This is a genomic window from Microcystis sp. M113S1 (genome assembly GCF_020246945.1).
GTDB lineage: Bacteria > Cyanobacteriota > Cyanobacteriia > Cyanobacteriales > Microcystaceae > Microcystis.
This window is the reverse complement of record NZ_JADBSA010000257.1, coordinates 1-13,201: the sequence shown is the minus strand read 5'-3', so window position 1 is coordinate 13,201 and position 13,201 is coordinate 1. Positions and strand designations below refer to the sequence as shown.

The 13,201-nt window shown below is 42.1% G+C and carries 12 protein-coding genes and 1 pseudogene; 8 read left to right on the top strand and 5 right to left on the bottom strand.

The genetic code is table 11. The annotated features are described in order from the left end of the window. A pseudogene (locus IM319_RS13010) lies at nucleotides 1–263 on the top strand (Rpn family recombination-promoting nuclease/putative transposase); the annotation flags it as partial. 267 nt (nucleotides 264–530) lie between these two features. Here the strand turns inward: IM319_RS13010 and IM319_RS13005 are convergent. The 3 genes from IM319_RS13005 to IM319_RS12995 form a co-directional block, all read right to left on the bottom strand. Beyond that, on the bottom strand, nucleotides 531–1,532 hold the full coding sequence (locus IM319_RS13005; protein ID WP_287735873.1) for a pentapeptide repeat-containing protein: 1,002 nt from the start codon (nucleotides 1,530–1,532) through the stop codon (nucleotides 531–533). 549 nt (nucleotides 1,533–2,081) lie between these two features. Next, nucleotides 2,082–3,593: a glycosyltransferase family 39 protein gene (locus IM319_RS13000; RefSeq protein WP_287735872.1), complete on the bottom strand. Its 1,512-nt coding sequence runs from the start codon at nucleotides 3,591–3,593 to the stop codon at nucleotides 2,082–2,084. 26 nt (nucleotides 3,594–3,619) lie between these two features. Then, nucleotides 3,620–5,854, bottom strand: coding sequence for a sensor histidine kinase (locus IM319_RS12995; RefSeq protein WP_287735871.1), 2,235 nt, complete (start codon nucleotides 5,852–5,854; stop codon nucleotides 3,620–3,622). A gap of 283 nt (nucleotides 5,855–6,137) precedes the next feature. Here IM319_RS12995 and IM319_RS12990 point away from each other — a divergent pair, with 283 nt between their 5' ends. Together IM319_RS12990 and IM319_RS12985 are read left to right on the top strand one after the other, a co-directional pair. Beyond that, complete coding sequence (locus IM319_RS12990) at nucleotides 6,138–6,770, top strand: response regulator (protein ID WP_002737320.1); 633 nt, start codon at nucleotides 6,138–6,140, stop codon at nucleotides 6,768–6,770. Between the two features lie 118 nt (nucleotides 6,771–6,888). Next, nucleotides 6,889–7,641, top strand: coding sequence for a Uma2 family endonuclease (locus IM319_RS12985; RefSeq protein WP_287735870.1), 753 nt, complete (start codon nucleotides 6,889–6,891; stop codon nucleotides 7,639–7,641). A 79-nt stretch (nucleotides 7,642–7,720) separates the two neighbouring features. Here the strand turns inward: IM319_RS12985 and IM319_RS12980 are convergent, their stop codons facing one another. Then, nucleotides 7,721–8,785: a pentapeptide repeat-containing protein gene (locus IM319_RS12980; RefSeq protein WP_287735869.1), complete on the bottom strand. Its 1,065-nt coding sequence runs from the start codon at nucleotides 8,783–8,785 to the stop codon at nucleotides 7,721–7,723. Nucleotides 8,786–8,948: 163 nt separating this feature from the next. After that, complete coding sequence (locus tag IM319_RS12975) at nucleotides 8,949–9,842, bottom strand: ferritin-like domain-containing protein (RefSeq protein WP_287735868.1); 894 nt, start codon at nucleotides 9,840–9,842, stop codon at nucleotides 8,949–8,951. 279 nt (nucleotides 9,843–10,121) lie between these two features. Between IM319_RS12975 and IM319_RS12970 the strand changes: the two genes are divergently transcribed. The 5 genes from IM319_RS12970 to IM319_RS12950 form a co-directional block, all read left to right on the top strand. Further along, complete coding sequence (locus IM319_RS12970) at nucleotides 10,122–10,445, top strand: hypothetical protein (RefSeq protein ID WP_286825321.1); 324 nt, start codon at nucleotides 10,122–10,124, stop codon at nucleotides 10,443–10,445. 8 nt (nucleotides 10,446–10,453) lie between these two features. Next, on the top strand, nucleotides 10,454–11,065 hold the full coding sequence (locus IM319_RS12965) for a class II aldolase/adducin family protein (protein ID WP_287735874.1): 612 nt from the start codon (nucleotides 10,454–10,456) through the stop codon (nucleotides 11,063–11,065). Between the two features lie 60 nt (nucleotides 11,066–11,125). Next, nucleotides 11,126–11,329, top strand: coding sequence for a hypothetical protein (locus IM319_RS12960; RefSeq protein ID WP_052277410.1), 204 nt, complete (start codon nucleotides 11,126–11,128; stop codon nucleotides 11,327–11,329). A gap of 169 nt (nucleotides 11,330–11,498) precedes the next feature. Next, a complete protein-coding gene (gene argH / locus IM319_RS12955; protein WP_287735867.1) occupies nucleotides 11,499–12,914 on the top strand; it encodes an argininosuccinate lyase in 1,416 nt (471 codons plus the stop codon). A gap of 57 nt (nucleotides 12,915–12,971) precedes the next feature. After that, a partial coding sequence (locus tag IM319_RS12950) for a helix-turn-helix domain-containing protein (RefSeq protein ID WP_287735866.1) occupies nucleotides 12,972–13,201 on the top strand: 230 nt, incomplete at its 3' end.

Here is a 13,201-nt window from a genome sequence, read left to right as displayed (position 1 = left end):
TACCGCTTCTCAATCGTCGGGAGATAGAAACTATGTTTAGTTTAGATGAATTAAAACAAACTCAGTATTTTCAAGATGTGCGCGAGGAAGCGCGTCAGGAAGGTCGCGAGCAAGGCATTGAGCAAGGCATTGAGCAAGGCAGACTAAACAAGGCATTAGAGGCGGTCTCTCGTTTGTTAGCCTTAGGGTTAAGTGTTGAGCAAGTCGCATCCGCCTTAGAATTAGAGGTTGAACAGGTTAGAGCTATACAAAACGGGACATAATCGCCTTTGTCCCTAGCCAAAAAGGAAGGCGTTTAAGCCTTCCTTACACTATAGTTGGGGTTGGCTGAATAAATATAAAAACCTTGTTGGATAAGGCTTTTCGACTTTTTTCCCCTCAAAAAGTGCCTTAGCTAGGAGTGATTGGGGGGAAAATTCAGGCACTTTTTGCCTGAAAATTAGGTAATTGACCACCTGAAAATCGCTAAAACCCTATACCCCACACCCCACACCCTACCCCCACGAAAAACTTTTTGCCGCAAACCCTATTTAGGAAAGGAGATTACCGCGACTACCGTTAGGAAGAATAGTTTCTTCGAGGGAAGCAGAAAGAAGATTATTTTCGGTTAAAATCGCCCCAATTAAGTTAGCTTGTTTGAGATTAGCTCGTTTAAGATTGCTTCCCACTAAATAACTCAAGAGTAATCCCGCTTGGTGTAGATTAGCACCAGAAAGGTTAGCGGAGGCTAAATTAGCACCGAGCAGATTACAACCGGTTAAGTTAGCCTGGCGAAAATTGGCTTTATTAGCGTCAGTTTTGCTTAAATCGGCTCCGGTTAAGTTAGCTCCCTCAAAATCGCTACAATTGAGGTTAGCTCCCGTCAGATTAGCACCTTCGAGGTTAGCATAACGTAAATCCGCCCCGCGTAAATCCGCCCCGCGCAAATCGGCATAGCTGAGGTCGGCGTATTGAAGATGGCAGTTTTCCAGATTAGCTTGATAGAGATAGGCTCGAATTAGGTTAGCCTCTTTTAAGTTAGCATGGCTAAGATTAGCAGAGCTAAGAATAGCACGAGTGAGAATAGCCCGTTTTAGGTTAGCTTTCCCCGCCATGGCATGGGTTAAAGTGGCTGAGGTGAGATTAGCCGCTTCGAGATTCGCTTTGAACAGTTGAGCAAAAAGTAAGCTACTGTGAATTAAACAGGCAGAACTTAAATCAGCCTTTTTGAGAATGGTATTACTCAAAATTGCGCCGCTTAGGTTACTTTGGCGCAAATTTGCCCCAGAAAGGTCGGCTTTAGTCAGGTTAGCATCGATAAGACAAGCTTTGCTTAAATTGACTTCTTCGAGGGCAGCGTCCTTGAAATTAGCGTTAATTAAACAAGCTTCGGCTAAATTGGCTCGTTTTAAGTAACTATGACTTAGGTTAATCTGGTTTAAACACTGTCTCTTTAAATTGACTCCGCTAAGTCTGACTTCCGCAAAGTTGCGTTCTCCTCGATTATACAGTTCGATTAGATGTTCACGATTGGTTAAGGCATTGCTACTCATAAAATAACTAAATTGTTCTGGAAGCTGATTTCCAGAGAATTGGTTGGGGAAAATTACTGATCATGAAGTCGATCCCTAGGATTAGTACAGGGAGCGACTGGGAATTTTTGCGAATAAATAGAAATTTTCAACCAATTACGGGCTTAAAATCCCTATTGGCAATCACTAAAACCGGTAAAGAACGAAAAGAATCGGGGTTCAATACCAAAAACAGTCTCTACCTAAACCCGCCACTTGTTGCCAGCCAGGTCTAGGCATTAAATTAGAGAAGTCTTGTGCGTCAGTTTTTCTGACTGAATCTACTGCCTCGCCGATGTCTTGACTCGGTATCATACAGTTGAATTTGTTAGGTCTGCTTAGTCAGTCCGGTAGCCAAGAGGCTAAAACTCTTAATCACCAGATTTCGGGGACTCTCCAGTTGAGCAAGCATAAAACTTTGTAAAAGTCAATCCCTCTTAGGGATGAACTGCCCAATTCTATTCCCTGAAGCCTTGGTTTATCTAGTCTATCAGGTTGTGGTCTGTTTTGGCAAGAGGGGTCAATGGTTTTTTAATCAATTCGCCAAAAGGCTTGATTTTCCGTAGGGGATAATTTTATAGACCGGTCATCTAAATATTGTCTGAGACTAGGGGAAGGATTGAGGAGATAAATATCGGTAAATTGATTTTTTAAGGATGGGATGGAAACTTTAGGGTTCGACTGAACAAATAAATACTTTGTCTTAGCATCAGTAGTATGGATAAGGGGCAAGGTATCTAACCAATGTTCTGAAATAATTAGAGGTTTTTGACTGCGATTAATCATTGTATAAGCGTTGGGAATATTACTACCATAGCCCACATATCTAGTTGCCAGCGGTGGATAGGGAATTTTGGCAATTAATCCGAAAACTAGCAATAATATGAAGAGAATTTTTGCCCAGCCTTGGCGCTGCTGTAATCCGTTGCTTAGTAAAAAGGTAACTGCCAGCAGCATACCGAGAAAACTCGGTAAGTAAAATCTGCCCACAGCCGTGTAGCGAAATCCTCTGATTAGATCCCACGCTAAAAGAGAGAAAAATGGGATAATTGTCAGGAGAATAATCAGGGTAAAAACTTTTTTATCGGCTTTTTTACCCAGATAAATAAAGGAGATGATGACGAGGATAATTAGGCAGTATTCAATAATAGGGTTGATGGTGGGATTGGCTAAACTAAAATTATAAAATAAGCGAGCGATCATTCTTACCCATATTTGCCAAAGTACCTCTAGGGGTAAACTGCCTTTTGACCATCCAAAGATAGTAAATCGACCAGTAAAAATCCGGGTTAACCAAATTGAATAAATCCACAGAGAAGCAAGTAAGCTGATGCTATAGTATTTTTTGGTTAAAGAGTTAAAAGAATTCAGCTGCAACAGAAAATATAGGCTATGGACTACTAGAACAAAGATAAAGAAAACATGGGTATATAAACCAGCGATTAGGGATAAACTATAGAAAAACCAATCTTTTTTTGGTTGCGAGGAATCAATAGCTTTGAGAAATAACCAGCTAGAAAGTATCGAACAGAAAACATATAGTCCGTATTCCCCAATTCCTAGAGCATAACCAGTAAAACGCGGGGAAAAGAAGATAAGTGTAGTGGCGATTAAAGCGGCGTTTTTATTTTTAAATAAAGTCAGAGCCAAATGGTAAAAACTCCATAAAATGCCAAGCCAAATAATTACCGAAAATCCTCTTAAGACTAGATAAGAATTGCCCGATAACCTTGCTAAAAACCAGAGGAAACTATAATAGAGAGGTAGATCGTAATTCGAGCTAGTATAAAGAGAGGCTAAGGTATCAGGAAAACCTTTCACGGAATTAACCCCTTGAAATTGCCAGAGTTGTTCTGTAGATTTAATTTGTCCATCGAACAGATAGTTAATTAACTGTTCGGGTGTGTAACCAGAAAGATGGAGTAAGACCAAAGATTCATCGTGCCAAACATAACTATAGTAGGCGAGATGGACAAAATAGAAAATATTGAAAATAATCAATAAACCTAAAGCAAATCTAACCCCAGATTGACGAGTAAGCATGATTATCTCGATCCTGTTAAAAATCACTAATTACTGTTGACTAACTCCTGCTTAATCACTCTAGAATTTTGATGGGCAAGGGGTAAAGTAAACCAAAACTGTGAGCCAACCCGCGGGGTACTTTTTACCCCAATTCTCCCAGAGTGAGCCTCGATTATTTGCCGACATTGGTAGGAACCTAAACCGATTCCCGTTAGGTGTTGATTATGAAGATTTCTTACATATAAATGGAAAAGATGTTGACATTGTTCCTCATCCATGCCAATGCCATTATCGCTTAAAGTGCAGTAGAGCATATCTTGGTCAATACGAGCATCTAAAGCTAATTGAATCGGTGGAGGATTATGTTTTAAGGCATTATTTAATAATTGTTCAAAAACACTTCTTAGCTGACAAGGATCAGCATCAATAGCGGGTAAGTCATCGGGGAGAAGATTAATAAAAGTAGCTTGGTATAAATCAAAATCTTTCTGCCAATCTTTGAGCCAAATTTCCACCTGTTCTTTTAAAGATAGAGGTTGACGATGCAAGATTAAAGGCCGTTCTTCAGCAAAATGATTTTCTGATAAAGCATTAATTAAAGTTAATTGTCGATCGCAACTACGTACCACCTGATCGAGCATTGCTCGCGAGATAGTTACTTTTTCTGTTTGCCGACACTGTAAATTTTTTAATAACATCACTAATCCCATAATCGAAGTGCGAAGATCGTGGGATACTGCCTGTAAAAAAACCGTTTTCATTTCGTATAAACGCTGAATTTCCCGGACTTTTTCCCGCAGTTCCAAAGTTCTTGCTGCCACTTCCCGTTCTAAATTATTATTCAAGCTTTGCACCCTCTGATATAGTTGCGCTTGGCCGATAGCAATACAAACTTGGGTGGCTAACTGTTCTAATAATTTGACCTCGCTTTTTTGCCAATGACGAGGATGGGAATATTGATGGACAACTAAAGCACCTAAATGTTGATTATTAACCGTTAGAGGTAAAACTAAAGAGGATTTAACTTGCAGGTATTCGTAATAACCCTTGAGAGTCGGCAGAGTTTGCACCTTAGCGGTATTATCAGCAATAATTAACTTATCTAAAGAAAATAATTGTCCCAATTCTTCGAGTAATTCTGGTTCAGGAAACCAACCCATCAGCGAGGGAATCTCGGGACGACGGGACTCAGCGATTACCTTAGACCAACCCCGCTCTTGACAGTGACCGATATAGACTTGATCGGCATCGAGAAAATGTCTGATTTCCTCAACAATGGTATTTAAAACCTGATCTATATCTAAAGATTGATGGACTTTTAAAGCAACTTGTGTTACTAAATGTTCTCTTTCTAAAGTTTCATTTAAAGCTCGATCGATCTGTTGTCTTTCGCTAATCGCCGCCGATAAAAACAGAGAAGTTGACATGACAATGACTAAAAAGATTTGTAAGATCAAGACACCTCTGGTATAATCGGGAGCCTGTAGGATAAAAGGGCTGATTCCCTTGGCCAATCCCATCAAAGCTAAAATAGATACTAAAAAATTGGCTATTACCGCTCCCCAAGTCTGAAAACGCATAGCGGCCCAAACCACAAAAGGAAAAGGCAGATATTCGAGGTACTGCACCATACTCCAATCGGGGTTGAGAAAATTTGGTTGATCACCAAAAACCACGGAAGTCACCACCGTTAGCAAACTCAGACAAAGTAAGGCCTCGCCAAGGCGTTGGGGTTGCCGTGGTTCTCGCAAGGAGTGATGATTGAAGAAAAAACGCAACAGCAGCGGCGTGGTCATTAATATCCCCGTACTATCTCCGAGCCAGATAATGCCCCAAGACTGTCCAAATTGCCGCCAATCCCAAGTATTTAGCCAACTACGGGCAAAAGTATCGATAGTGGCATTGACTGCCGAGGCTAATAAAGCCGCTAAAAATACCAGTAAAAGGATATCGCGAATGCGCTGTAAAGTGGCGGAAAATCTCAGATAATGCAAGAATTGCGCCCCTAACAGAGCCGATAAACTGCTACCGAGCGCCGAAAATAGAGCTATGGGCCAACTGGCCGCTAAAAAGAAGGTAAGAAGCAAATCCCCGATAAAAACGCCTAAAACTAGCCTTTTTCCCCCTAAAAAAACCGCAGTTAAGCCAATACCAGCACTCATCCAAATCGGAGCAGGTCGCGAGCCTAAATTTAAGCAGAGATAGCCTAGCCAACCAACACCCAGATAAACTAGGGCAACAAGCACAATTTTAGACCGATCTGATGAAATCCGTAGCATTTTCAGTTATCAGTTATCAGTTATCAGTTATCAGTCATCAGTTATCAGTTATCAGATTTGAGTTCTAAGTGAGCAGTATGTATTAAGCTGGCAGTATTAAATAGTAGTTTCTCACTGTCTTTTCACTGATTACTGATTACTGTTTACTGTTTACTGTTTACTGGTCACTGGTCACTGGTCACTGGTCACTGTTAATCTATCTCCAGATTGCCTAAACTAGGAGTAGTTCTGCCTCATGCAGATGGGTGAAAACCGTACATTTTCCCGTTAGGAATCAAAGATCATGCGGATTTTAATTGTTGAAGACGATCCTTTAATGCAGTTAGGTTTAGAACAAGCGCTCGGTGAACAGCCGGATTTTGAGATTGTCGGTCAAGCGAGTGATGGTCTAGCGGGGGTACAATTAGCCCTATCCCTACGGCCGGATTTAGTGGTCATGGACATCGGTTTACCCCGTCTCGATGGCATTGCGGCAACTAAACAGATTAAGGAGGGTTTAGCTAATGTTCATGTGGTCATGCTCACTTCCCACACTCTCCAACAGGAAGTGATCGCAGCTCTGGCTAGTGGTGCTGATGCCTATTGTATCAAGGGAGCGAGTCTCGATCGCCTTTTGGCCGCCATTGAAGCAGCTAAGGACGGAGCCACCTATTTAGACCCCCAAATTGCCCGTTTAGTCATGGATAATCTCAAACCGCCGGCAGTGCAACCTAATCCCAATCTAGCACTTTTATCGGAGCGAGAAATGGAGGTTTTAAAGTTAATTGTTGAGGGCAAAAGTAATGCTGAAATCGCCGAACAACTTTATTTAAGTACCAATACGATTAAAACCCATGTGCGGGGCATTATGAATAAATTGGCCGTGGACGACCGAGTACAAGCGGCCGTAATTGCCCTGCGATCGGGTATTGTTTAAGGGGAAAATGGCGATTTACTAACAAGAATATTCTACCTCAATTGCTACTGCTACAATTGCTCAAAAAATCCCTTCAATCATTTATAATAAGTTCTCGACCTATCTCTGTTGGAAAACCATGACTATCGCTGAAAGCTTACCCCTAGTCGAGTCTCATGTAAACCCTGAGATAATCTTCCCACAAGGCCAATTTTGGAGTGATGAACCACCCTTGGAAAGTAACCTACATCTACAACAAATTATTTTACTAATTCAGTGTTTAGAATGGTGGTGGCGCGAGCGAGAAGATTATTTTGCCGCCGGCAATTTAACCATTTATTACAGTCCCAACCAGAAAAAGTCAGAATTCTTCCGTGGTCCTGATTTTTTCGTCGTTTTGGGGACAAATTCCAACCCCAACCGCAGAAGTTGGGTAGTTTGGCGAGAAGAGGGCAAATATCCCAATTTAATTATCGAAATTCTCTCCGATAGTACCGCCAAAGTTGACCGAGAGGAGAAAAAACAAATTTATCAAGATATATTTCGCACTCCCGATTATTTTTGGTTTGACCCAGAAAGCCTAGAATTTCAAGGATTTACCCTAATTAGCGGTCAATATCAACCGATTACCCCCAATGCCCAGGGATGGCTCTGGAGTCAACAATTAGGCTTATATTTGGGTTTATCTGCCAATAAATTGCGCTATTTTACCCCCGAAGGTGAATTAGTACCCACTCCCGCAGAAGCGGCACAACAGGCAGAAAATCGGGCTGTAGAGGCAGAAAATCGGGTTTTAGAGGCAGAAAACCAAGTCCAGCAAGAAAAGCAAAAAGCGGCGAAATTAGCGGCTAAACTGCGGGAATTGGGCATAGATACCGAGGAAAATCTCTAATCTTCTTTTGTTATTCAATAACGCTATTTTCGGTGAGCGGTGAGCGGATTTAGTAGCATCTTAGAGGCTTAATAGTTGACTAATCGCAGAAAGCTCCGCGCAAGCGTAAGTTTTCCCGCAATTCCTCGGTCATACCCACATTATCGGCAAACTTTGCTCCCTTCACTTTTGCTCCGCTAAAATTCGCTTGAGTGATGTTGACTTCAACCAAATTAGCTCCTTCTAAATTGGAGCCGATTAAATTAGCTAAAGCCAAACTAGAACGGTAAAAATCAGCATAACTTAAATCGGCATTAGCTAATAAGGCTCCGCTTAAATCCGCTCCTTTAAAACTAGCATGACTGCCATTAATTTCGCTTAAATCAGCATCGGTTAAATTGGCCCCGCGCAGATTAGCTTGATAGAGATTGGCCATACCTAAAGATATACCACTTAATTCCGCTGCTAGGAGATTTGCCCCAGTAAAATCCCTTAGGGGATCGAGTTCAGCTAATTGGGCCAGTTCGAGAAAATCATCACTAACAGAAGCATAAATTCCCTCGATTTGTGCTGGCAATTTCTCTAAATTTTCTGATGCTGCTGGTTTCGGTTCAACTAGAACAGTATCTAATTCTACTTGCGATGACCCCAAAGAAATACGACTCAAAAAAGCATCAAATTGATTTTCCATCAGGAAAAATGCTAACTTTCGCTCTAAAATACTATGTTTATTGGGGCTTATATCGTGTTTCCATAATCCCGATGTTTCCGTGATACAGATATCAGAAGCTGTCACCGAAAATTGCACCGTCAGATGATAAGGTTCTTCCTCCACACTCACGGTTCCTAGGTTAATCCTTTTGATCGCTCCTGTAAATATTGACTGAGGACTTTTGAACGATAACCGCCATTGATGATTATTAATACGATTTATGTATAACTCTTGACTAGAAAGAGGATTTGGTGTTAGGTGACAATTAACTAAAACAAAATCTAATTTTCCTCCTTTCAGTCCCCATTTCATTTCCCCGCCGAGGAGAGATTGAATTTGAGCTTGTAGGTGTAAAGTTAAATATAAATCAAATTTTTGCGAGTCGGTGGCTACTGGTTCTAGGGTTAAAGATACACTATCGGGATAGCGATCAAAGGCAGCTAAAAGACGCATAATCTAAAAGAGAAAAGCCAAAATAAACAGTAAAAAAGTGGTGTTTCTCTGGCCCTAAAGCTGAGAATTCACCCCTATTTAAAACAATAGCCGATTTTCTCGATCCTCGATGAACATTTCTTCGGCGATCGCTGAACGATTGCCCCTGAAAATCAAGGTTAAATTAGTTGACTTTCTCTTTTTTGCCGATATTGTCGTCCGCATTAAAAAACATCGGCAAAAAGCGTTCCATAAACATTTGTGGATCACGATTCCAGGCTTTTTGAGCCGCTTCTACCCGGAATAATTGCCATTTCGGGTCGAGAAGGCTTTGGGGTAAACGTTCCATCAGATATTGAGGACGTTCCCAAAGCGGCATAGTGGCGGCGATTTCCATTAAATGACCGACGCGGCGCAATTCTGCCCCCAGGGTGATATCCATACCCGATTCATAGGCGGCCTGTTCGATCGCTGAGTATTTGGCCTTAGCTTTTTCGACTTTTTGCCGATGTTCGGGGCTTTTTTGGGCAATTTTGGCTAACCAACGATTGCCCCAACGCACATGACCCGCTTCTTCAGGAAAGATTTTGGCCATCGTTTCCTGAATTTTCAGATTTTCTGGGGTTTGTTCCCCTTCCTTGAGGGCATAGATATGGGCGGCAAAGTATTCGCATCCCCGTTTTTCCGTGACGTTAATTGCCGCTAGGGCCGCAATCAGTAGGTCTTCCCTTTGTTCTTCGCCTTGGAATTGATCTTGATCGAGAAGACGTTCAAATTCGTCGATATAGGACAACCCCGGCGGTTTCCCCACATCGGCCCCCAATTCGATCAATAAATCGGTTAACCAGTAGGCATGGCGCGCCTCATCGGCGACGTGGTGGGAAAGCTCCTGTATCAGTTCTTTCGGTTGTCCGTCTAAGGTTTCGATCAGTTCGGTCAGGTCTTTACAGCTACGTTGTTCGTTGTAGCGGTAGCGGTTGAGGGTGACAAGATGAATTTCGCGATCGCTAATGACACGCTTCATGATGTCGCGAGCGCTCATCGTCTTCTTGAATTTACGAGGGTAAGCAACGGTCATGATTTTGTATCGTTTTGTAAACGGCTTCCCGTATTCTAACGGAGTTTTCCCCCGATCTGGCAAGGGAGCGGCAAGTGGCAAGCTTTTTTCAGTAAACAGTAAACAGTAATCAGTGACCAGTGAAAGATAAGCTGCCCGCACATTTAAATTGCTTGTTGAGATGAGACACTCTTTACTGTTGGCTCTTGCAAGAGTAAAGAGATTGGGGGGAGATTCGGCTAATCTAAGAATAAGCGGTTAAAATGCGTCTTAGCTTATCGAGGAAAACTAGAATTGTCTATGAACACATTTACTCCCCATCAAATTGTTAGTTTATTCTGCAAAAATCGAACTTTATACGGAGAAGTAATTCAGGTGATCGAAAGTCGTTCGGCTCTTTGGGTGCGTCCTCTTTGGTTAATTTTAGCCAGCAATTTTGAGACAATTGATGTGCGGGAAGGTTCCGATTTAATCCTGCCGATGGAATTATTTAAACCCGCCTTAGACACAGAAGTTTTACCCCTATTCTCCCAAGTCATTAAAGATAATTATATCACTAATATTTCCTATCCTCTCCAGGACTTTGTGCGGAAAGTGTGTCAAAATTATCCCGAATATTTTTAGAAAAATTTATGATTGATGAAGGTTACATTAAATACAATTGTACTTGGATTCCTGACCGTCCCTTAGCAAGCTCAGAGATTGCAGAATTAAATTATTGGCGCAATCGCCTATATCGACTGGGATTAATCGGTCAATACGATAACGGAATCGGTTTTGGGAATGTGAGTCAACGAGGGAAAATAGACAAAGAAATTATTATTTCTGGCACTAACACTGGGGGAATCCCGGTATTAAATGAATCCCATTACACCACAGTTATAGACTACGATTGGAGAGAAAATCGGGTCACTTGTCGGGGAACAATTGCCGCTTCTTCGGAAACTCTCACCCATGGAGCAATTTATGAAGCGAATCCCCAGATTAATGGGGTGATTCATATTCATCATCGCCCCCTGTGGCAAAATTTGATGTATCGCGTGCCGACTACTCAAGAAAATATCGCCTATGGAACCCCAGAAATGGCCGCAGAAATTATCCGTTTATGTCAAGAAGATCGTCTAGAGGAGCAACAAATTTTAGTGATGAGTGGTCATGAAGAAGGAATTATCGCCTTTGGTCAAGATTTAGCAAAAGCGGGCAATTTATTATTATCCTATTACCAGCAATTTCAATCATCTTGAAAGTGACCTCCTCTTTGTGTTAACTTGTTCTGTAGATTTTCGTCTTTGAGGAATTCTATCGTGATCGACATCTTCCATCATCTATCTGTCTCGATCGACTTTTCGCCTCTTACCAATGTCTTGATGACTATTTCGGAGCAAGACGTGGATATCATCGGGAATGTCCAGAAATCCTTCTCAAATTTCGTCAAAACTGGGCAAGCATGGGCCTTATTAATCGGTTTGATTGTCGGTTATATGTTTCGAGGTTTTACTTCTTATTAGCTTTTCGCCTATCAGCCTTCAGCCAGAGTGAGCAATTCTTGCTATTCTTATGCTTGTAGAGTTGGAGATTTTTCTAACCTGAAGCGGTAATGCTATCAGCACCGGATTATCCCTAAAAACTGCCCAGCATATTTTGGTTAACTTTATCCACAATAATCTAACGAAAACAGTGACAGCAAAGAAAACTTGGAGCGATCGCTTTGAAGGTAGTCTCCATCCTACGATCGTAGAATTTAACGCCAGTATTGGCTTTGATATCGAATTAATCGAGTATGATCTCACCGGATCGATCGCTCACGCTAAAATGCTCGCCTATACGGGTATTATCACCCCCACAGAAGCTGATAGTCTCGTCTCTGGATTGGAACAAATTCGTCAAGAATACCGCACCGGCAACTTTAACCCCGGCATCGATCAAGAGGACGTGCATTTTGCCGTAGAACGTCGTTTAACCGAGATCGTGGGAGATGTGGGCAAAAAACTGCACACGGCCCGTTCGCGAAACGATCAGGTAGGAACGGATATTCGTCTGTATCTTAGACAACAAATCGATGATATTAGGCAAGAAATTCGCAATTTTCAGCAAGCTTTAGTCAATCACGCCGAAAACCATCTGGAAACCCTCATCCCCGGTTATACCCACCTGCAGCGCGCTCAACCGATTAGTTTAGCCCATCATCTCCTAGCTTATTTTCAAATGGCCGAACGGGATCACCAAAGATTAGGAGAAATTCGCGCCAGGACTAATATTTCGCCCCTAGGATGTGGCGCTTTAGCGGGGACGACTTTTCCGATCGATCGTCATTACAGCGCCAATTTACTCGATTTTGAGCAGGTGTACAACAATAGTCTCGATGGAGTTAGCGATCGGGATTTTGCCATTGAATTCATGACGGCCGCTAGTCTGATTATGGTACACCTGAGCCGTTTGAGCGAAGAAATGATTCTCTGGTCTTCCCAAGAATTTAGTTTTATCACTCTCACCGATAGTTGTGCCACGGGATCTAGCATTATGCCCCAGAAAAAAAATCCCGACGTTCCCGAATTGGTGCGCGGCAAAACAGGGCGGGTTTTTGGGCATTTACAGGCGTTATTGACCTTAATGAAGGGTTTACCCCTGGCCTATAACAAAGACTTGCAGGAGGACAAGGAGGCGTTATTTGATGGCGTTAAAACCGTGCGGATTTGTTTGCAAGCGATGACGGTACTTTTAGCCACCGGGATTCAATTTAAAACTGACCGATTAGCTAACGCTGTCGCGGAGGATTTTTCTAATGCGACGGATGTGGCGGATTATTTAGCCAGTAAGGGGATTCCCTTCCGAGAAGCTTATAATTTAGTCGGGAAAGTCGTTAAAAGCAGTTTGGCAGCCGGTAAGTTATTGAAAGATTTAACCCTGACCGAATGGCAAGAATTACATCCAGCTTTTGAGGCCGATATCTACGACGCGATCGCTCCTCGTCAGGTGGTAGCGGCCCGTAATAGCTATGGTGGCACAGGTTTTGAACAAGTGCGATCGGCTTTAATTCAAGCTAAAGCCATTCTCGATCATCGAAAATTTGCGTCTGAAACCCCGCCGTTCTAGGTTGGCTTTACTGTTAAATACTAGCGCATTTACACGATATATGCTAGAATGTGAGATATGGAGAAAGCCTATTCGTTTCGATTTTACCCAACACCAGAACAAGAGTCGCTATTGCGGCGCACTTTGGGCTGTGTAAGATTAGTTTACAACAAAGCTCTCCACGAACGAACACAAGCTTGGTACGAAAAGCAAGAAAGAGTAGGATATGCTCAAACTTCTTCAATGCTAACCGATTGGAAAAAGCAAGAAGAATTAGACTTTCTCAATGAAGTAAGCTGTGTACCTTT

Bases quoted from the DNA above. Each gene is read 5' to 3' on its own strand.
- IM319_RS13005 (WP_287735873.1), bottom strand. From the start codon at position 1,532: ATGAGTAGCAATGCCTTAACCAATCGTGAACATCTAATCGAACTGTAT.
- IM319_RS13000 (WP_287735872.1), bottom strand. From the start codon at position 3,593: ATGCTTACTCGTCAATCTGGGGTTAGATTTGCTTTAGGTTTATTGATT.
- IM319_RS12995 (WP_287735871.1), bottom strand. From the start codon at position 5,854: ATGCTACGGATTTCATCAGATCGGTCTAAAATTGTGCTTGTTGCCCTA.
- IM319_RS12990 (WP_002737320.1), top strand. From the start codon at position 6,138: ATGCGGATTTTAATTGTTGAAGACGATCCTTTAATGCAGTTAGGTTTA.
- IM319_RS12985 (WP_287735870.1), top strand. From the start codon at position 6,889: ATGACTATCGCTGAAAGCTTACCCCTAGTCGAGTCTCATGTAAACCCT.
- IM319_RS12980 (WP_287735869.1), bottom strand. From the start codon at position 8,785: ATGCGTCTTTTAGCTGCCTTTGATCGCTATCCCGATAGTGTATCTTTA.
- IM319_RS12975 (WP_287735868.1), bottom strand. From the start codon at position 9,842: ATGACCGTTGCTTACCCTCGTAAATTCAAGAAGACGATGAGCGCTCGC.
- IM319_RS12970 (WP_286825321.1), top strand. From the start codon at position 10,122: ATGAACACATTTACTCCCCATCAAATTGTTAGTTTATTCTGCAAAAAT.
- IM319_RS12965 (WP_287735874.1), top strand. From the start codon at position 10,454: ATGATTGATGAAGGTTACATTAAATACAATTGTACTTGGATTCCTGAC.